We start from the raw sequence: 18,366 nt of genomic DNA on the forward strand, positions 1-18,366 counted from the left end.
TGATAGGGGCCTGATAGGGGCCCGGTTGCGGGAGCTCAGGAGATCGCGCGCAGGCGGGCCGGTGCCGGGGCGGTCAACTCGGCGAGGTGGGCCGCGGTTTCGGCGTCGGCGGGGAGCAGGACGAGGAGTTGCTGGGCGTCGGCGGGGAACTCCAGGGTCTCGCGGTGGAGGCGGAGTTCGGGGCCGCTGGGGTGCCGGAGGCGCAGCGGGCCGCGGCGGGGCACGAGCTGGTTGGCGAGGCGGCGGGTGAACTCGGGGCCCGCGACGGGGGCGAGTTCGGTGCTGAACCATTCGGAGTTCTCGGCGGTGGGGCCGAGCCAGAGGTCGAAGGCCTGCTCGTCGGCGATGTCGTCCCAGTCGGCGAACAGCGCGCGGGCGCGGGGGTCGGTGAAGACGTAGCGGGTGAGGTTGGGGGCGGGGTGGTCCAGGAGGCCGGCGGCGCCGAGGACGGCGGCGTAGCCGGGGGTGTGGGCGAGGACGTCGCCGAGCCGGTTGGTGACGGCGGCGATGCCCGGTTCGAGCAGCCGGAGGGTCTCCCGGACGGTGGGGCGGACGTCGCGGCTGGGCGGGGCCGGCCGGACGTGGTGGGGGCAGGCACCGCCGGTGATCTTGGCGAGGTAGCGCAGGTGGGTGCGTTCGGCGGCGTCGAGGCTGAGCGCGTCGGCGAGGGTGTTGACCACGGCGGTGGAGGGGTTGCGGTCGCGGCCCTGCTCCAGCCGGGTCAGGTACTCGACGCTGATGCCGGCCCGGAGGGCGAGGTCGGAGCGGCGCAGTCCGGGTGAGCGGCGGCGGCCGTGGTCCGGCAGGCCGAGCGTCTCGGGTTGGATGCTGTCGCGCTTGGCGCGGATGAAGTCCCCCAGTGGTGTGCCCATATGACGAGCGTACGGGTGGGGCTGGTACGGAGGGTGGCCCTGTGGGGGCCAGTCTGGGCACGGTCTGGCTGGGGCCGTCCGGCGGGCGGATCGTGGTGGCCATGGAGAACAAGAGCACGCACAAGCTGGTGGTCCTGGTCGGCAGCGTCCGGGAGGGCCGGTTCGGCCCGGTGGTGTCCTCGTGGGTGGCCGAACAGGCCGCTTCTCACGGGGGGTTCGAGGTCGAGGTGGTGGATCTGGCCGAGGTGGAGCTGCCGTTGGCGCTGCCCGCCGCCCCGCCGAAGTACGCCGGCGCCGACTACCCCCGCCCGGCCGGGATGGCGGGGCTGACCGGGGCGCTGGAGCACGCGGACGCCGTGCTGATCGTCACCCCGGAGTACAACCACAGCTACCCGGCCTCGCTGAAGGCCGCGATCGACTGGCACTTCACCCAGTGGACGGCCAAGCCGGTGGCCTTCGTGAGCTACGGCGGCGCGGCCGGCGGCCGGCACGCGGTGCTGCACCTGGAGAACGTGCTGAGCGAGCTGCACGCGGTGACCGTCCGGGACGGCCTGGCCTTCCCGAACTACTTCACCGCCTGGACGGACGGCCGCCCGGACGACCCGCAGGCGGCCGGCTACGCCAAGGCCATGTTCGACCAACTGGCCTGGTGGGCGTCCGCGTTGAAGAACGCCCGGGCCGCCGCCCCGTACCCGGCCTGAGCCGGGGGAGGTGAGGACGTGATGGAGTACGGAAAGCTCGGCGGCACCGAGCTGGTGGTCAGCCGGATCGCGCTCGGCTGCATGGGCTTCGGCGGCGGCGGGCACGGCCACAACCCCTGGGCGCTGGACGAGGAGGCGGCCGGGCCGGTCTTCCGCCGGGCCGTGGAGCTCGGGATCACCCTCTGGGACACCGCCAACGTGTACGGCGGCGGCGCCTCGGAGGAGCTGGTCGGCCGCGCGGTGCGGCGCTACACCCGGCGCGAGGACGTCGTCCTGGCGACCAAGGCGGGCCTGCCGATGCACGACGGCCCGGGCGGTTCGGGGCTGTCCCGACGGGCGATCCTGGAGCAGGTCGACGGTTCGCTCGCCCGCCTGGGCACCGACCACCTCGACCTCTTCCAGCTGCACCGCTTCGATCCGGCGACCCCGGTGGAGGAGACGGTGGCGGCGCTGGCCGAGGTGGTGGCGGCGGGGAAGGTCCGGTACGTCGGGGCGTCCTCGATGTGGGCCTGGCGGTTCGCGAAGCTGCAGCACGCGGCGGCCCTGGCCGGCGGTCCGCCCTTCGCGTCGATGCAGCACCAGTACAGCCTGGTGCAGCGGGAGGAGGAGCGGGAGATGTTCCCGCTGCTCGCCGACCAGGGGGTGGGCAGCCTGGTGTGGTGCCCGCTCGCCTCGGGGCGGCTGGCCCGTCCGTACGGGCGGTCGACGGCCCGCTCGGCGGGGGACGCGGTGGCCGGGCGGTTCTTCGCGGGCGTGGACCGGCCGGTGGTGGACGCCGTGCAGGCCGTCGCGGAGGGCCGGGGGGTGCCGATGGCGCGGGTCGCGCTGGCCTGGGTGCTGGGCAACCCGCTGGTCACCGCCCCGATCGTGGGCGCGACCCGGCCGGGGCACCTGGACGACGCGGTGGCCGCGCTGGACGTCCGGCTGAGCGCGGACGAACGCGCGGCCCTGGAGGCGCCGTACACGCCGCGGCTGCCGACCGGGTTCTGAGCCGGGCCGGTGGCACGGGCCGGCCGCACGGCGGCGGCCCCGGTGCGGCTCAGCCGACGTCGTCCGGGCCGGTGAAGTCGGGCGGGGTGTAGCCGGGCCCGGTGAAGTCGGGCGGGGTGAAGGCGGCGGGGCGGGCGGTGCGGCCCTCCGGGTCGGTGATGTTGTCGGAGCCCGGGCTGGTGAAGGCCGGCGGGCTGTAGCCGGGGCCGGTGAAGTCCGGGCTGGTGAAGCCGGGGGCCGGGCGGCCGGGGACGGCCGGCAGCTGGGTGTGGAGGTACGGCAGCAGGCCGCGGTCGCGCAGGGCGGCGCGCCACTCGCCCCGGGCGGCGGCGAGTTCGGCGGCGAGTTCCGGGTCGGTGCCGGCCGGGACGGCGGCGGCGCCGTCGCGTATGGCGGTGAGCAGCAGGCCGATGACGCCGACGGCCATGGCGGCGACGCCGGCGGCGAGCGCGACCCAGCCGGCGGTGACCATCGAGCGGCCGAGGGCGAGCCCGGAGTCGGTGGCGCGCAGCAGGTAGCCGACCAGCAGCAGGACGAGTGCGGCGGCCCAGGCGAGGATCGGGGTGAGCACGGTGAGGACGGGGAAGAGCCCGGCGCCGCCGTTGGCGGAGCGCAGCTGGCTGAGCAGTCCGGGGGCGTACGGTTCGACGTCGGTCGGCGGCGGGGGTGTCGCGCGCAGGCTCTCGCGCAGCGCGGTGTAGTGGGCGTACTCGGTGGCGGCCGCGGTGTTGATGCGGTCGGCGTCGCGCAGGGCGAGGACGCGGAGCTGGTCGGCGGTGAGCGCGCCGGGGGTGCGCAGGGCGGTGAGGACGGTGCGGTCGCGCAGGGCTTCGCCGAGGAGGCGCTCGTACTCCGGGCGGTCCTCGGCGAGCAGCGGCGGGGGGTTGGACATGGGGACCCCGTTCATGCGGACCCCGGCCGACAGCGAGGACGCGGGACCGCATCGGGGACGCGGGACACCCTCAGGGCGCCGGGGCGGGCGCGGAGGCGGGCCGCCGGACGGGCGGCCGGGTGTGGTGTGCCTCATGGTAGGGGCGGGAGCGGCCGGGCTGACAGTCGGTTTCCGGAATTTCGCGCCCCGGGCCGCGCGCGTGCAGGGGTGTGCGCGCCGGGAACAACTGTTCTGGTGATGCCGTCGACTGACGTCGGGTCGGGTGAAGGGTCGGATCGTCGGACGATCGGAGGATGAGTCGGATCGGCAGATCAGATCATCGAACGGTCGGACCATCGAACGGTTGGACTCATCGAACGGTCGGGCTCATCGAACGGTCAGATCGGCAGCCGGGCGACCAGCAGCCGGCCCTCCATGGTGACCCCGCCGTCCATCGCCACCGCCAGGTCGTCCGCGTACACGTACGGCCCCGGGATGTGCGGCGGCTGCCCGTCGTCCGCGTGCACCGCGCCGGTGAGGTACGGGATCGGGCTGTGCCCGTGCACGATCCGGGAGCCGCCGAAGGTGTCCAGCAGCTCGTGGACGGCCGTCGGCCCGGCGTCGCCGCGGAAGGCGAAGCGCTTGGTGAAGCGGCGGAAGCAGTCCCACCACTCGTCCACGCTGCCGTCGGCGAGCAGGCTGTGCACCGCGTCGTTGACGTCGGGGATGGACTCGCCGTACTCCAGGTACGCGGTGGTGTCGGAGTGCAGCAGCAGGTGCCCGTCCTCCAGGCCCATCGCGGGCAGCCGGGAGAGCCAGCTGATGTGGTGGGCCTCCAGCCGGTCCAGGTCGTTCTGCTGGCCGCCGTTGAGCCGCCAGGCGGCGAGGAAGGAGGCGGTGCCGGCGGTGGACTGGACGGGCTCGTCGGCGAACTTGGCGGCGCCGAGGAAGAGCAGCTCGTGATTGCCCATCAGGGCGCGGCAGTAGCCGCCGGCCGCGGCGGCCTCGGCGGCGAGCTGCATGACCAGGTCGATGACGCCGATGCCGTCCGGGCCGCGGTCGGTGAAGTCGCCGAGGAACCAGATCCGGGCCCGGCCGGCCGACCAGTGGCCGTCGGCGTCGATCAGGCCCTGGTGGTGCAGTTCGGTGCGCAGCTCCTCCAGGTAGCCGTGCACGTCGCCGACGACGTAGACCGGGCCGGGCGGCTCGCCGGGGCCTGGGGCCGGGTACGGGTAGGTCGGCGCGGCGGGGTCGGGCAGCGGCGGGCCGAGCTCGATGGTCGGCGGGTCGTCGCGGTCGGCGGGCCGGCCGGGGTGCTGCTCGCCGAGCTGGAGGGCCGGGGAGGGCTGGTCGGGCAGGGTGGGCTCGTAGCCGGGGTGCTCCTGGGGCTCGTAGCCGGAGCGGTCCTGGGCTTCGTAGCCGGACTGCTCCTGCGGCTCGTAGCCGGGCTGCTCCTGGGGCTCGTAGCCGCCCTCGTAACCGCCCTGGTTCCGGTGCGAGAACGCCGGCTGCTGGTCGACCGCGCCGTGGTCGGTGCCGGGCGCCTGGGCGTGCACGGTGTGTCCGTGTTCCTGGCCGTCGCCGGGCCAGTGCTGCTCCAGGTAGCGGGCGCCGCCGTAGCCGCTGTAGGTCTCCGCTTCGTACGGGGCGCTCTGGTAGCCCGGGGTGGGCTCGGGTTCGTAGTAGGTGCCGTACGGCAGCACGTCGAGGTCCGGCTGGTGGCGGGGGCCTGAGTGGGGGTGCTCAGGTCCGGGGAAGCGGTCCTCGGGTGTCATTCGCCCATCATAGGAAGACCACTCTCCCGCCGTCGTCACCTGGTGGGTATCCAATCCTCCGGAGCGTCAGCCGGGCGCTCGCGCACGGTCCGTTTTGTCCCGGCTCGGTAGGGTCTCGTGGGCTTTTCGTGGGCGTTCCGTCGGCCTTTCGCCGTGGTCCCGCCCCCTGCGCTACACCTCGCCCGGCGTCCGGGGCGGGCTGACGGTGGTGCGCGGGCTCCGTCGCTGGGAGGAGGCCCGGACGATCAGCTCGGTCGGCATCAGGGTGCCGGGCGGCGGGCCGGTGCCGGCGGTGCGGAAGCGCGGCGGGAAGAGCCGGGCGATGTCCACGCCCGTCCCGGAGTCGACTCCCTCGATGGCGTCGATGAGCAGGTTGACGACGGTGGTGCCGATCTTGCGCGGCTTCAGCGAGAGGGTGGTGATCGGCGGCTCGGTGGCCGCGTAGACGTCGCTCTCGCTGCAGCAGACCAGCAGCAGGTCGTCCGGCACCCGCAGGCCGTAGCGGCGGGCGGCGGCGAGCAGGTCGGTGCCGTTGGGGTCGAACAGGCCGTACACGGCGTCCGGGCGGTCCGGGCGGGCGAGCAGCCGGTCGGCGGCGACGGCCCCGGCCGCCGGGTCGTGGGCCGGGTAGGCCTCGTACACCGGCTCCTGGCCGACCTTGGCGCACCAGCCGAGGTAGGCCTCGGTGGAGAGCCGGGTGTAGGTGTCGGTGCTGGTGCCGGTGAGCAGGCCGATCCGGCGGGCGCCGGCTTCGGAGAGGTGGTCGAGGATGCCGAGCACGGCGGCCTCGTGGTCGTTGTCGACCCAGGCGGTGACCGGGCAGTTGCCGGGCTTGCCGTCGCTGACCACCGGCACGCCGGACCGGTACAGCTCGCTGACCAGGGGGTCCTGGTCGGGCGGGTCGATCACCACGGTGCCGTCCAGGGCGATGTTGCCCCAGACGTCGTGGCGGGAGGAGGCGGGCAGCACCACCAGCGCGTAGCCGCGGCCGAGGGCGGCACTGGTGGCGGCCCGGGCCATCTCGGCGAAGTACGCGAACTCGGTGAAGGTGAAGGGCTCTTCGCCGTAGGTCGTGACCGTCAGCCCGATCAGGCCGGACCGTCCGGTGCGCAGGGTGCGGGCTGCCGCCGAGGGGCGGTAGCCGAGGCGCTCGGCGACCTCGCGCACCCGGCTGCGGGTCTCGTCGGGCAGGCGGCCCTTTCCGTTCAGCGCGTCGGAGACGGTGGTGATCGACACTCCGGCGGCTGCTGCCACATCCCGGATGCCGGCCCGCTCCAGACGCCTTGAGGTGGTGGGACGCCGACCGCTCTGGTTGGCTGCTGCTGTCATGGCGGACCGATCGTATGGCTCCTGACAAGGGTCTGTGACCGGCGCATCGGGAGCCTTCGGAGATACGTTTCTCCAAGAGTGAGCCGGGGTGCGCCCCTTCGATACCCTCCTGAAACCAGCCGACTTACCTCTGACATGTGCCAAAGGAACCGGGCAGAATGGCTGATCTGCGCCTGTAACCCGTCCGGGCATCTCACTCCTACGGGTGAGGGCGGTCGGTATCGTGCAAGGCACCCGACCGGGGTGGTCCGGGCCCGCCCCGAGATCCCGGGAGCGGAGCCGGGTCCCGGGGTACGGCGGCGATCCCGACCGTGCGACGGCGGGCCGACCGGCAGAGACACGAAGGAGTACGACCGTGAGCAGTGGTACCTCAGCGCAGGGCCCGCGCCTGCGCCCGAGCCTGGACGGCATCCCCACCTACAAGCCCGGCAAGCCGGCCGGCGCCGACGCCTACAAGCTGTCCTCGAACGAGAACCCGAACGACCCGCTGCCCGGCGTCCTGGAGGCGGCGGTCGCGGCGGCCGGCTCGTTCAACCGCTACCCGGACATGGGCGTCAGCGAGCTGACCGCCGTCCTCGCCGAGCGCTTCGACGTGCCCACCGAGCACATCGCCCTCGGCACCGGCTCGGTCGGCGTCGCCCAGTCGTTGGTGCTCGCCACCGCCGGCCCGGGCGAAGAGGTGATCTTCGCCTGGCGCTCCTTCGAGGCCTACCCGATCATCACCCAGATCGCCGGGGCCACGCCCGTCCCGGTCCCGCTCAAGGACAACGGCGACCACGACCTGGACGCGATGCTCGCCGCCGTCACCCCGGCGACCCGGCTGATCTTCGTCTGCAACCCCAACAACCCCACCGGCAACGTGGTTCACCGTGCCGAGCTGGAGCGCTTCCTGGACGCCGTCCCCGGGGACGTCCTGGTCGTCGTCGACGAGGCGTACATCGAGTTCATCCGCGACCCCGAGGTGCCCAACGGCATCGACCTCTACCGGGACCGCCCCAACGTCTGCGTGCTGCGCACCTTCTCCAAGGCGTACGGCCTGGCCGGTCTGCGGGTCGGCTTCGCGATCGCCCACGAGCCGGTGGCGGGCGCCCTGCGCAAGACCGCCGTCCCGTTCGGCGTCAGCCAGCTCGCCCAGAACGCCGCCGTCGCCTCGCTGCGCGCCGAGGAGGCGCTGATGGTGCGGGTGGAGGCGCTGGTCGGGGAGCGCGACCGGGTGGTCGCCGGGCTGCGCGCCCAGGGCTGGGACGTCCCGGACTCGCAGGCCAACTTCGTCTGGCTCGGGCTCGGCGAGCGCTCGGCGGACTTCGCCGCGGCCTGCGCCGCGGCCGGGGTGATCGTCCGGCCGTTCCCGGAGGGCGTGCGGATCTCGATCGGCGAGGCCGAGGGCAACACGATCTTCCTGTCGGTGGCGGAGGCCTTCCGCAAGGAGATCGAGGGCTGATCCCTCCTCCTGCTGTTCCGCAGGGGCGCGCTCCACGGGGGCGCGCCCCTGCGGCGTTCCTGGCCGGGGGCCGGGGGCCGGGGGCCGGGGGTTGGGGGTCGGGGGCTGCGTCTGCGGCTGCGGGTTGAACGCCGTCTGAGGGCCGTCTGAGGATGCGCTGCCGGATGGCTGGGGATCGCTGGGAGGCGGCTGGGAGTTCGGCCAACGATCGGCCACGCCCCGGCCAAGCCGCCCGCGCGGGGCGGGCGGTTCGGGCGGAATGCCCGGATCCGGTCGGTCAGTCTTCTCCCAGCCTGTGCCCAGGGCAGCGCAAGAGCGCCCCGCGAAGCTGTCCGCCATGAAGGTGCTCCCACGGCGGCGAGGCGCCGTCCTCGTCAACTCCGCGCTCGGCGTGGCCCTGCTGGGCGGTGCGGCCCTGGTGTACGCCACGGTCGACGGCAGCGGCGGCACGGCCGCGGCCAAGCCGGCCGCCCGTACCGCGACCGTCACCAAGGGGACGGTCCTGGCCACCGTGTCCGGAACCGGCACGCTGGCCTCCCCGACCGACGCGGCCCAGGACTTCGCCACCGGCGGGCGGCTCACCGCGGTCAAGGTCGCGGTGGGGGACGCCGTCAAGAAGGGCCAGGTGCTGGCGACGGTCGACACCACGGCGGCCCAGCAGCAGGTGGAAGCCGCCCAGTCGGCGCTCACCACGGCGAATGCCAACCTCACCAAGGCGCAGGCCGGGGTCACCACGACGACCACCGAACCCCTGCCCGGCGCCACCATCCCTCCGTCGAACAGCGGCAGTGGCAGCGGCAGCGGCGGCGGCGGTGGGGGTCGCGGGGCGGGCGGGAGCAGTACGCCCGCCCCGCAGACCACCACCATCACCACCACCAAGGTCGACGACGCGGCGGTGGCCCAGGCCCAGCAGCAGGTCGCGACCGCGCAGACCAACCTCACCAACGCCCAGGCGGCGCTGACCGGGACGACGCTCACCGCCTCGGTGGACGGCACGGTCGCCTCGGTCTCGGCGAAGGTCGGGGACACCGTGGGCGCCACCGCATCGGGCTCCGCCACGTCTTCGAAGTCCACCGGTGCGAGCGCGAGTTCGGGCTCCCCCAGCGGCTTCATCGTGCTCACCAACCCGACCGGGATGCAGGTCACCGCCAACTTCTCCGAGCTGGACTCGCTCAAGCTGAAGAAGGGCGAGGCGGCCACCGTCACGCTGAACGCCCAGTCCGACACCAAGCTCAACGCGACCGTGCTGTCGGTCAGTTCGCTGCCGTCGAGCAGCGGCAGCGGCGCGGCCGGCTCCTCCGCCGTCCAGTACGCGGCCACCCTCCAGCTCAACGGGGACACCAGCACCCTGCGCACCGGCCTCAGCGCGACCGTCCAGGTGATCACCGGCGAGGCGGACAACGCGCTCTCGCTGCCGACCTCGGCGCTGTCCGGCACCGGCGCCTCGCGGACCGCCACGGTGGTGCACGAGGGCGGTGCCACCGAGCGGGTCGACGTCGGCGTGGGCGTCGAGGGCGACAGCACGGTGCAGGTGGTCTCCGGGCTCAAGGAGGGCGACAAGGTCGAACTCCCCACCACCAGCGGCAACAACGGCTTCCCGAGCGGCTCCTTCCCCGGTCTGGGCGGTGGCGGCGGCCGGGGCGGCAGCGGCGGCGGCGTCGGCATCCCGGGCGGGGCCGGTGGCGGCGGTGGCGGCGGCGGCCGGGGCGGTAAGGGCTGAGCATGCAGCACGTCATCGACAAGCGCGTCCCCGCGCACCCCGTGCCGGTGATCCGGATCAGCCGGCTCACCAAGTCGTACGGGCACGGCGACGCCACCGTGCACGCCCTGCGCGGCCCCTCGCTGCCCGGGACGGGGGAGCCGGCCGGCGTCGACCTGGACATCGAGCAGGGCGACTTCGTCGCGGTGATGGGCAGTTCGGGCTCCGGCAAGTCCACCCTGATGAACATCCTCGGCTGCCTCGACGTCCCCACCTCAGGCCGCTACCTGCTGGACGGCACCGACGTCGGCCACCTGGACGAGCAGCAGCTCGCCCTGGTCCGCAACCGCAAGATCGGCTTCGTCTTCCAGTCCTTCAACCTGGTGCCGCGCACCACCGCCCTCGCCCAGGTCGAGCTGCCGCTCGCCTACGCGGGCGTCCGGGCGGCGGAGCGCCGGCGGCGGGCGATGGCCGCGCTGTCCCTGGTGGGGCTGGGCGAGCGGGCCGGGCACAAGCCCAACCAGCTCTCCGGCGGCCAGCAACAGCGCGTCGCGGTGGCGCGGGCGCTGGTCACGGCGCCCGCCATGCTGCTCGCCGACGAGCCGACCGGAAACCTGGACAGCCGCTCCACGGAGGAAGTGCTGGGCCTGATCGACGGGCTCAACGCGACCGGCCGCACGGTCGTGCTGATCACCCACGAGGACGAAGTCGCCCTGCACGCCAAGCGGGTGCTGCGGCTGGTCGACGGGCAGATCGTCAGCGACGTCCGGCAGGCGCCGGTGGACGGGCCCCCGCCCGTCCTGGCCCGGCAGGGGGTGCTCGCGTGATCCTCTGGCAGACGATCCGCTTCGCGGTCGGCGGCCTGGCCGCCAACAAGGTGCGCTCGGCGCTCACCATGCTGGGGGTGCTGATCGGCGTCGCCTCGGTGATCCTGCTGCTGGCGGTCGGCAACGGCTCCTCCCAGGCGGTCAAGGACTCGATCACCTCGCTGGGCACCAACTCGCTGACGGTCAGCTCCGGTTCGGCGGCCGGCGGCGCGCGTTCGGTGTCCTCGGTGAAGAAGCTGACGGTCGCCGACGCCAAGGCGCTGGCGAGCGGCGCGGACCCGTCCGCGGTCAAGTCGGTCGCACCGGTGGTGACGACGAGCGCGACGGCGCTGTACGGGAACGTCTCGTACAGCCCGGGGTCGGTGGTGGGTACGTACCCCGCGTACTTCGAGACCTCCAACCAGAAGGTCGCGCACGGCGACTACTTCACCGACGACGACGTGCTCGGCTCGCGCAAGGTCGCGGTGCTCGGCGCCACGACGGCCAAGCAGCTGTTCGACACCGAGGACCCGGTCGGCAAGAAGATCGTGCTCGGCGGGACGCCGTTCACGGTGGTCGGCGTGCTCGCCGCCAAGGGCGGCAGCGGGTTCACCGATCCGGATGATGTGGTGATCGCACCGCTGCCGACCGTGCAGAACGCGTTCACCGGGTTCGGGGCGGTCAACCAGATCCTGGTGCAGGCGTCGTCCGCCGACACGACCACGGCGGCGCAGAACGAGATCACCCGGGTGCTGCTCGGGACCCACGCGATCACCGACCCGACCAAGGCCGACTTCCGGATCACCAACCAGGCCTCGCTGCTCACGGCGAGGGAGAGCACGACGAAGACCTTCACCGTGCTGCTGGGCGCGGTCGCGGCGATCTCGCTGCTGGTCGGCGGGATCGGGATCACCAACATCATGCTGGTGACGGTGACGGAGCGAACGCGTGAGATCGGCATCCGCAAGGCGCTCGGCGCCCCTCGGGCCGTCATCCTCGGGCAGTTCCTGACCGAGTCGACGCTGCTGTCGGTGATCGGCGCCGGGTTGGGCGTGGCGGCGGGGATCCTCGGCTCGCACTTCAGCATCGTCGGCATCAAACCGGTGGTGATCCCGGCTTCGGTGCTCGGCGCCTTCGGCATCGCGGTCGCCATCGGACTGTTCTTCGGCAGCTACCCCGCCAACCGGGCCGCCTCACTGCGGCCGATCGACGCCCTCCGGCACGAGTAGGAGCACTTCTTCGATGGAGCACGACGAACAGGTCGCCCTGCTGGCCACCCCGCCGGACGCGCGGGACGTGAGCGCGGAACTGGCCGCACCGCCCCGGCGCAAGCTGCCCTGGCTGTCGCTCGTCCTCGCGGGCGGGGTGATCGCCACCGGGGCCTTCGCGGGCGGGGTCTGGTACCAGCAGGGGCAGGGCGGGACGAGTGGCGGCAAGTCCTCCGCACCCCGGGCCGCTTCGGCTGCCGCTCCGGCGGCGGGCGGCGGGTACGGGCAGGGCGGCGGTGGGCGCCGAGGTGGGCAGGGCGGCCAGGGGCAGGGCGGTCAGGGTCAGGGTGGTCAGGGTCAGGGCGGTCAGGGTCAGGGCGGTGCTCAGGGCGGCTTCACGCGCGGCACGGTCAAGGCCGTCGACGGCACGACCGTGTACCTGACCGACGCCAGTGGCAACACCGTCAAGGTGACGACCGGGGACTCGACCAAGGTCCAGCTGAACAAGGAGGGCAAGGTCGCCGACCTCCAGCCCGGCCAGAGCGTGACCGTCGTCGGGACGCCGGATTCCAGCGGTGGGTACGCCGCCAGCCAGCTCGTCGAAGGGGCCGCCGGTGCCGGTGGCTTCGGCGGTGGTTCACCCCGGAAGCCGTCCGGCGGCTGACCCGGAACCGTCGGACACCCCGCGAGGCCCTCGCCTTCCCAGGCGAGGGCCTTCGCGCGTTCAGTCGCCGTCGTCGGGGCGTTGCATCTTGAGGGTGGCGATGACGCCGAGGGCGACGGTGGTGATGGCGAGGGCGAGGAGGGCGAGAAGGATGGCGCCGACGAAGAAGTTCACGGGCGCCACGGGTCGTCGCGCTCCAGGTCGCGGAGGAGGTGGAGGAGGTTGAGGAGGGTGCTGACGGGGGCGTTGCCGAAGTCGACGAGGATGCGGCCGTCGAGGGTGGTCTCGGGGGTGCCGGCGGAGCCCCAGAGGAGGCCGTAGGGGAGGCCTCGGCGGTGCAGTTCGCCGAGGAGGGCGGTGAGTTGGGGCTTGGTGTAGTCGCGCATCCGGGGGTCGTCGGGGGCGATGGGGTCGCGGGTCACGAGTCGGTGTCCGACTCGCACTCGAACCAGGTGGTCTTGCCGCGCTGTTGGGGGTCGACGCCCCAGCGGTCGGTGAGGCCTTCGACGAGTTGGAGGCCTCGTCCGGTCTCGGTGAGGTCGGTGGGGGTGCGGGGCTGGGGGAGGGCGTCGCTCTCGTCGGAGACGGTGACGCGGAGGGTCTGGTCGAGGATGGAGAACCAGACGACGGGCGCGGGGGTGTCCGCGTGGCGCCAGGCGTTGGAGATGAGCTCGCAGAGGGCGAGTTCGGCGTTGAAGATGGTGTCGGCGTCCCAGCCGCCGCTGCGGGTCATGGCGTCCCGCAGGGCCTGGCGGGAGAGGGTGAGCGAGGGGGTGTTACGGGTGCACACGGGAACCTCCGGGAGGCTGTGGTGTGGAGAGAGGGGGTGACGTGACGGGGTCGTCGCCGTGAGCCAGGCCGGGGCGGCGGTTGCTCTTCGGTGCGCGGGCAGCAGGCGCCTACTGCCCTGGATACAGGCTTTACTGACGACCCGTCGGATCGAGCTGTGAACGACGATAGCGCATCCGCTCTTTAATTAAATTCGAACGGGCGAAGGTTCCTTCGCCTGGGGGACACGCGCTGCCGAACCCGGATGGATCCGGCGGCGACCGGCGCGGCACACTGGCCTCTGTACCAGCTGAGAGGACGCCATGGCCCTTCGAGTCCCCACGCTCCGTCAGCGGCGCCTCGGCGCCGAACTACGGAGGATGAGAGAGCAAGCCGGATTCGGCGGCAGCCACCTTGCCCGTCTGCTTGAGGTGACTGCCGCCCTGGTGAGCCAGATGGAGAGCGGGAAGTCATCCGTTAGCGAGGAACGTCTGCGGGAGATCGCGGCGGTCTGCGCGTGCAGCAATGAACCCCTGATCGAGTCACTCGCCGACATGGCCCGGGAACGAGAGACCGGCTGGTGGGAGGAGTACGGCCCGAGGCTGTCCACCGACCTGCTCGATGTGGCGGCGATCGAGGCCCACGCCCGGCGGATCTCCACCTACTCGATCACTTTCCTGCCCGGTCTGCTCCAGACTCCGGCCTATGCCGCTTCGGTGTTCGCTCGCGCGATCCCGCCACTGCCGCAGCCCGATGTCGACCTCCGCTTGGCCTTCCGGCTGCGGAGGCAGCAGGTTATCCAGGATGGCGCCACGCCTTACACGGCGTTCATCCATGAAGCCGCACTACGGATGCAGTTCAGCGGTCCGGCGGCGCTCGCCGAGCAACTCGGAGCTCTCATCGACCATTCCGAGAGCCCCGGCATCTCCGTCCGAGTTGTGCCGTTCAAGATTGAATCGCTGCCCGGACCCAGCGAGAACTTCGTCTATGTCGCTGGACCGGTACCCGAGCTGGATACCGTGCAGATCGACATCAGCTTCGGGTGTCCACTCTTCGACGCGCCCTCTGACCTGGCAAGTTACCGCGAGATCCTCGACAGGATGGCATCTGTGGCCCTCTCCGAGGATGACTCACGAGACTTCATCCGATCCATCAAGAAGGAGATAGAGGGCAATCATGAGTAGCCCTGCATGGCAGAAGTCCAGCTATTCCGGTTCCAGCAACGCGTGTGTTGAGGTGCGGGCTGTCGACGGGGTGCTTGAGCTGCGCGAGTCCGATGAGGGCGACATCATCGTCCGCACCACGCCCCTCAAGTTCGCCGCGTTCCTCCAGGGCGCGAAGTCCGGCGAGTTCGACCACCTGATCGTCAGCGCCTAGCGAATCGTTCCGGCGGCCTCTTGCTCCCCGCAAGAGGCCGCCGGTGGCCAAGGGTTGTCCCGTAAAGCTCGGAGGAGAATCAGGCGAGGCAGAACTCGTTGCCCTCGATGTCCTGCATCGTGATGCACGACTCGTTGACGCCGTCGGCGCGCTGCGTCAGCACGTGTTTCGCGCCGAGCGCCATCAGCCGTGCGCATTCGGCCTCGAGTGTGGCCAGGCGCTCCTCACCCACGAGCCCGGTGCCGGCCCGCACATCGAGATGCACCCGGTTCTTGACGACCTTGCCCTCGGGAACTCGCTGGAAGAGCAGGCGCGGGGCCACACCCGAGGGATCAGTGCACGCGAAGTAGATCGCATCCTCCGGCGGCAGCGAGCGGAAGCACTCCTCCCACGTGGCGAAGCCCTCCGGGACCGCCGGCATGACGTACCCCAGCACCTCGCACCAGAAGGCGGCGAGGCGCACAGGCTCCGCGCAGTCGAAGGCCACTTGGAACTGTTTGATCGTTGACATCGGCGCACGATAACAGGGGCCTGGCTCATCTCCCCAGGTCGGGAGGTCCGCCCGTTCTCGGGAGGAGGAGTCTGCTGCCCGCTGTCAGTGCCTCCCCGAAGGGAACCTGGGATGCGATCCCGGCCAGCCACTCTCGTTCCGCCAAAGATCAGTTACGGGACAACCCTTGGAGAGTCGTTCCGGCGGCCTCTTGCTCCCCGCAAGAGGCCGCCGTTGGTTGATCACCGACGTGTGGGCGCTCTGCCTGGACACCCGCCACGGGGCGGGCAACGACCGGTAGGGGGTAGGTCTGGCCCCACCCCAGGTGTGGGGCCAGACCGGTGTCGGCCCGTCCGCCGCCTCCGTAGATTCGTTCTCACCACGACACGGAGGACAGAACAATGGCGATCACCGCGACGGCGAACCGCGGCAACTCCCGTACCGACGAGGCGTTCTCGACCGCGAAGAAGTGCATCACGCTCTTCGGCGCGATCGGCGTGATCACCCTCGCGACCGTCGCCGTGATGGCCTTCACCGGGCACGCGACCACCCCGTTCATGTGGATCCGCGGCATCCTCTTCCCCGCCCTCGCCCCGGTGCTCCTCCGCATCACCGCCCGCGCCGCCGACGGCGACTACAAGGCCCTCGACCGCATCCGGACCCTCTCCACCGTGATGCCGATCGCCGTCCTCGGCGTCGACCTCATCCCCGGCATCTGCCCGACCTGGTACGCCGTCCTCCAGGGCCTCTCTGCCCTCGCGATCGTCCCCATCGCCATCCTGACCCGCACCAAGGCCGTCACCACCGCCATCCCCAAGCCGTAATCCCCCCACTCCGCCCCCTGGCGCAGGAAGTCGGCCCCGCCGACTTCCTGCGCCAACTTTCGTCCTCCAGTTCGAAGTTGGCCAGGTTTCCAGTACCGGAAACACTTGCCTCTTGCCTCGGCTGGTTGGACTCGGGAGCATCGTGGGGAGACCGAGCGAGCGAGGAGACCCCCGTGGAGCCGCTGGTCGAAATCCCCATGGAACTCATTCGAAAGGCCATCCGTGACAACCTCATCCAGGACCCTCGGAGACTGGTTCTCGGAGTTCGAACGGGAGGCGTTCCGACTGGAGACGCTGGACGACTACGGCCAGTCCGGCGGAGTGGAGGCCTATCACGCCTTCCTCGCAGGCGAGGAGCAGCCGGAAGACTTCAAGACCGTCGATTGGCTCACGACCGTGGGCGACGCCACTCGGGCCGGCAAGCGCATGTACCGGGTGCACACCCTCTCGCGTCCGCTCACGGACTACCTCCGGTTCGAGCTCGGCTGGGGGTACCTGCGGAACATGGCAGCCGGCGAGGAGTTCTTCATCCTCGACACCACGTACCGGATCAACCCCATTCCCAAGGCACCGGACTTCTGGCTCTTCGATGACGAGACCGCCGCCGAGATGAGTTACGACGGCAACGGTAAGTTCCTCGGCTCCGAGTTCCACACCGGCGCCCGAGCCGCCGAACTCAAGGCGTACCGCGACCTCGCGATGGCCAACGCCGTCCCGTTCGCGACCTGGTGGGCCGAGCACGGCGAGTGAGGAGCGGCTCCGTGAGGAGCGGTGGCCTCTTCCTTCCCGCCAGGGGCCACCGGGCGGCCTCCCAGCGGAGATCCCGACCAGGTGGAGATCTTTATTCCAGGTCGGGAATGGGCGGCTTGCGTCGTGGACAGGATCCATTACCCGGCCCTAGCGTCGTTGACCAGCCGCGAGGTACCGCACCTGAGAGGGGTCAGCATGACCGAGCAGACGGAACTGACGCGTCTTACCGGCAAGTTCAACGGACCGACCTGCGACGATGACGACTGCCCGAACGTCTATGCCACCGATCGACGAACGTTCGTGGTCCAGGGGGAGCACTTCACGGCGTTGAAGGTGCCTTCCGGGGAATCCGCCGTCGAGATCCCCGAGGACGTTCTGAGGGAGGCCGTCCGTGCTCTTGGATGGTGACCAGTGGCGCGCTCACTTCGACAGCTACCGGCACGATGCTTTCCGGTATGAGGTACAGCCCGTCTACACGATGCCCAAGGAGACCGAGAGCCTCTCTCGCTTCCTGCGAGGAGAGCCGAAGCCGGCCGACCACAACACGGCGTGGCACCGGCGGGTGCGCGCCTTCGTCTCGTCGGGACGCACCATCGGCCGGGTCCGCGTGGTGCGTCGGCCGCTCACGGACTACCAGCGGTACCAGTTCGCCTGGGGAATCCCGGGGAACATCGCGGCGGGGGAGGACATCAGGATTCTGGACGCGACCGAGCTGGACCTCGGGATTCCGGACCAGGACTGGTGGCTGTTCGATGATTCCTCGGCGGTCCACCTGAACTTCCGCGCCGATGGGACCCAGATCAACCGGGAGCTGGTCACGGGTGACATGGGCCGGTACCAGGAATGGAAGCAAGTCACCCTGGAGCATTCCGTGCCTTTCGCCGAGTACCTGAAAGCCCACGGGTGACACTCGATCCCGACCAGCTCGGCAGATCGAAGTCGGACCTCGCCGAAACGCTCAGAAGGCTCCGCCTGGAGGCCGGTCTCACAGGAGACCGGATTTCGGCGCGTTGTGGCATCTCCCAAAGCAAGATCTGCAAGATCGAGACCGGAAGATTGACTCCGACCCTGGTCGACGTGGAGCTCATCCTCAGGGCACTCGGAGTGCCTGCCGCCCTCGTCCAGGAGGTTTCCGCGCTGGCGAGGATCGCGAATACCGAATGGCAGGACAAGCGTGCGTCCTGGCGTCGAGGCATCGCGAAGCGTCAGGCCGAGCTGCTCTCGCTGGAGGCGGATGCGACGGAGCTGCGGTACTTCCTGCCGGCGATGATCACCGGCCTTCTGGCGACGCCGGAGTACATCCGGGCCAGCCTGAGTCATTCGCCGGGTGACAGGACGACCGTCATCACCCGCAAGCTGGAGCGGCAGGCGGTGCTCCACGACGAATCGAAGTCGTTCACGTTCCTGCTCACGGAGCAGGCGGTGAACTGGGCGTTGATCCCTCCCCAGGCGATGGCTCTCCAGATCGACCGCCTCGCCTCGCTCTCCCACCTGCCGGGAGTCCGGATCGGTGTGATCCCGTGCGGAACGCGCCTCACTCGTGGCCCGATGAACACGTTCACGATGTACGACGACCGCCTGGTCACCATGGAGTCGTTCACGGGGCGCATAGTGTTCCGCGATCCGCGGGACGTCCTGCAGTACCGTCACATCTTCGCAATGTTCGAGGATATTGCCCTCTTCGATGATGAGGCCCGAACGCAGCTGCGCAATTGGGCGGACCGTTATCGAGGGGCCTCCCGAGATCTTTAGTCGCTATCGGGAATAACCTCCATGGATCGTATGGAATCCCCTAATCTGC

General features: G+C 71.2%; 22 protein-coding genes. 14 read left to right on the forward strand and 8 right to left on the reverse strand.

Annotation, left to right across the window (positions count from 1 at the left end; translation table 11 throughout):
• Positions 1-35 precede the first annotated feature (35 nt).
• Positions 36-872, reverse strand: a complete 837-nt coding sequence (locus tag ACZ47G_RS04550) for a helix-turn-helix domain-containing protein (RefSeq protein ID WP_465739937.1) — start codon at positions 870-872, stop codon at positions 36-38.
• A 101-nt stretch (positions 873-973) separates the two neighbouring features.
• Here ACZ47G_RS04550 and ACZ47G_RS04555 point away from each other — a divergent pair, with 101 nt between their 5' ends.
• Positions 974-1,573 carry an NADPH-dependent FMN reductase gene (locus ACZ47G_RS04555; RefSeq protein ID WP_465740034.1) on the forward strand — a complete coding sequence of 200 codons (600 nt, stop codon included), beginning with the start codon at positions 974-976 and terminating at the stop codon, positions 1,571-1,573.
• A 21-nt stretch (positions 1,574-1,594) separates the two neighbouring features.
• Positions 1,595-2,563: an aldo/keto reductase gene (locus tag ACZ47G_RS04560; RefSeq protein WP_465740035.1), complete on the forward strand. Its 969-nt coding sequence runs from the start codon at positions 1,595-1,597 to the stop codon at positions 2,561-2,563.
• A gap of 49 nt (positions 2,564-2,612) precedes the next feature.
• On the opposite strand, the gene ACZ47G_RS04565 is transcribed toward ACZ47G_RS04560, so the two are convergent.
• From ACZ47G_RS04565 to ACZ47G_RS04575, 3 genes are all read right to left on the reverse strand, one after another.
• A complete protein-coding gene (locus ACZ47G_RS04565; RefSeq protein ID WP_465739938.1) occupies positions 2,613-3,455 on the reverse strand; it encodes a hypothetical protein in 843 nt (280 codons plus the stop codon).
• A 377-nt stretch (positions 3,456-3,832) separates the two neighbouring features.
• The gene (locus ACZ47G_RS04570) at positions 3,833-5,209 is read right to left on the reverse strand and encodes a metallophosphoesterase (RefSeq protein ID WP_465739940.1); all 1,377 of its coding nucleotides are present in this window, start codon (positions 5,207-5,209) and stop codon (positions 3,833-3,835) included.
• A 171-nt stretch (positions 5,210-5,380) separates the two neighbouring features.
• On the reverse strand, positions 5,381-6,538 hold the full coding sequence (locus ACZ47G_RS04575) for a LacI family DNA-binding transcriptional regulator (protein WP_380452502.1): 1,158 nt from the start codon (positions 6,536-6,538) through the stop codon (positions 5,381-5,383).
• Positions 6,539-6,893: 355 nt separating this feature from the next.
• Between ACZ47G_RS04575 and hisC the strand changes: the two genes are divergently transcribed.
• From hisC to ACZ47G_RS04600, 5 genes are all read left to right on the forward strand, one after another.
• A complete protein-coding gene (gene hisC, locus ACZ47G_RS04580; RefSeq protein WP_465739942.1) occupies positions 6,894-7,979 on the forward strand; it encodes a histidinol-phosphate transaminase in 1,086 nt (361 codons plus the stop codon).
• 337 nt (positions 7,980-8,316) lie between these two features.
• Positions 8,317-9,699 (forward strand): efflux RND transporter periplasmic adaptor subunit, encoded by a 1,383-nt coding sequence (locus ACZ47G_RS04585; RefSeq protein ID WP_465739943.1) that lies wholly within the window; start codon positions 8,317-8,319, stop codon positions 9,697-9,699.
• Between the two features lie 2 nt (positions 9,700-9,701).
• Entirely contained in the window at positions 9,702-10,505 is an 804-nt protein-coding gene (locus ACZ47G_RS04590; RefSeq protein WP_465739944.1) for an ABC transporter ATP-binding protein, read from the forward strand.
• On the forward strand, positions 10,502-11,713 hold the full coding sequence (locus tag ACZ47G_RS04595) for an ABC transporter permease (protein ID WP_465739945.1): 1,212 nt from the start codon (positions 10,502-10,504) through the stop codon (positions 11,711-11,713). The genes ACZ47G_RS04590 and ACZ47G_RS04595 overlap by 4 nt, the downstream gene beginning before the upstream one ends.
• Positions 11,714-11,726: 13 nt before the next feature.
• Complete coding sequence (locus tag ACZ47G_RS04600; RefSeq protein WP_465739946.1) at positions 11,727-12,356, forward strand: hypothetical protein; 630 nt, start codon at positions 11,727-11,729, stop codon at positions 12,354-12,356.
• A gap of 60 nt (positions 12,357-12,416) precedes the next feature.
• Here ACZ47G_RS04600 and ACZ47G_RS04605 read toward each other — a convergent pair whose 3' ends face one another.
• From ACZ47G_RS04605 to ACZ47G_RS04615, 3 genes are read right to left on the reverse strand one after another with little or no spacing between them, the layout of a single operon-like run.
• Positions 12,417-12,539 carry a hypothetical protein gene (locus tag ACZ47G_RS04605; RefSeq protein ID WP_465739217.1) on the reverse strand — a complete coding sequence of 41 codons (123 nt, stop codon included), beginning with the start codon at positions 12,537-12,539 and terminating at the stop codon, positions 12,417-12,419.
• Positions 12,527-12,778, reverse strand: coding sequence for a hypothetical protein (locus ACZ47G_RS04610; protein ID WP_465739948.1), 252 nt, complete (start codon positions 12,776-12,778; stop codon positions 12,527-12,529). Before ACZ47G_RS04610 ends, ACZ47G_RS04605 begins: the two co-directional genes overlap by 13 nt.
• Positions 12,775-13,146, reverse strand: a complete 372-nt coding sequence (locus ACZ47G_RS04615) for an ATP-binding protein (RefSeq protein WP_465739950.1) — start codon at positions 13,144-13,146, stop codon at positions 12,775-12,777. The genes ACZ47G_RS04610 and ACZ47G_RS04615 overlap by 4 nt, the downstream gene beginning before the upstream one ends.
• 301 nt (positions 13,147-13,447) lie before the next feature.
• Between ACZ47G_RS04615 and ACZ47G_RS04620 the strand changes: the two genes are divergently transcribed.
• A complete protein-coding gene (locus ACZ47G_RS04620; RefSeq protein WP_465739952.1) occupies positions 13,448-14,308 on the forward strand; it encodes a helix-turn-helix domain-containing protein in 861 nt (286 codons plus the stop codon).
• Entirely contained in the window at positions 14,301-14,501 is a 201-nt protein-coding gene (locus ACZ47G_RS04625) for a DUF397 domain-containing protein (protein WP_465739953.1), read from the forward strand. Before ACZ47G_RS04620 ends, ACZ47G_RS04625 begins: the two co-directional genes overlap by 8 nt.
• A gap of 79 nt (positions 14,502-14,580) precedes the next feature.
• Here ACZ47G_RS04625 and ACZ47G_RS04630 read toward each other — a convergent pair whose 3' ends face one another.
• Positions 14,581-15,012, reverse strand: a complete 432-nt coding sequence (locus tag ACZ47G_RS04630; RefSeq protein ID WP_465739954.1) for a VOC family protein — start codon at positions 15,010-15,012, stop codon at positions 14,581-14,583.
• Positions 15,013-15,392: 380 nt separating this feature from the next.
• On the opposite strand from ACZ47G_RS04630, the gene ACZ47G_RS04635 reads away from it, so the two are divergent.
• The 5 genes from ACZ47G_RS04635 (at position 15,393) to ACZ47G_RS04655 (ending at position 18,317) form a co-directional block, all read left to right on the forward strand.
• The gene (locus tag ACZ47G_RS04635; RefSeq protein ID WP_465739955.1) at positions 15,393-15,815 is read left to right on the forward strand and encodes a hypothetical protein; all 423 of its coding nucleotides are present in this window, start codon (positions 15,393-15,395) and stop codon (positions 15,813-15,815) included.
• A gap of 222 nt (positions 15,816-16,037) precedes the next feature.
• Positions 16,038-16,565 carry a DUF6879 family protein gene (locus tag ACZ47G_RS04640; RefSeq protein WP_465739956.1) on the forward strand — a complete coding sequence of 176 codons (528 nt, stop codon included), beginning with the start codon at positions 16,038-16,040 and terminating at the stop codon, positions 16,563-16,565.
• Positions 16,566-16,760: 195 nt separating this feature from the next.
• Positions 16,761-16,973, forward strand: a complete 213-nt coding sequence (locus ACZ47G_RS04645) for a hypothetical protein (protein ID WP_465739957.1) — start codon at positions 16,761-16,763, stop codon at positions 16,971-16,973.
• The gene (locus ACZ47G_RS04650) at positions 16,957-17,472 is read left to right on the forward strand and encodes a DUF6879 family protein (RefSeq protein ID WP_465739958.1); all 516 of its coding nucleotides are present in this window, start codon (positions 16,957-16,959) and stop codon (positions 17,470-17,472) included. Before ACZ47G_RS04645 ends, ACZ47G_RS04650 begins: the two co-directional genes overlap by 17 nt.
• Complete coding sequence (locus tag ACZ47G_RS04655) at positions 17,469-18,317, forward strand: helix-turn-helix domain-containing protein (RefSeq protein ID WP_465739960.1); 849 nt, start codon at positions 17,469-17,471, stop codon at positions 18,315-18,317. The genes ACZ47G_RS04650 and ACZ47G_RS04655 overlap by 4 nt, the downstream gene beginning before the upstream one ends.
• Positions 18,318-18,366 lie beyond the last annotated feature (49 nt).

The sequence above is a fragment of the Kitasatospora sp. NPDC030952 genome (assembly GCF_055571335.1).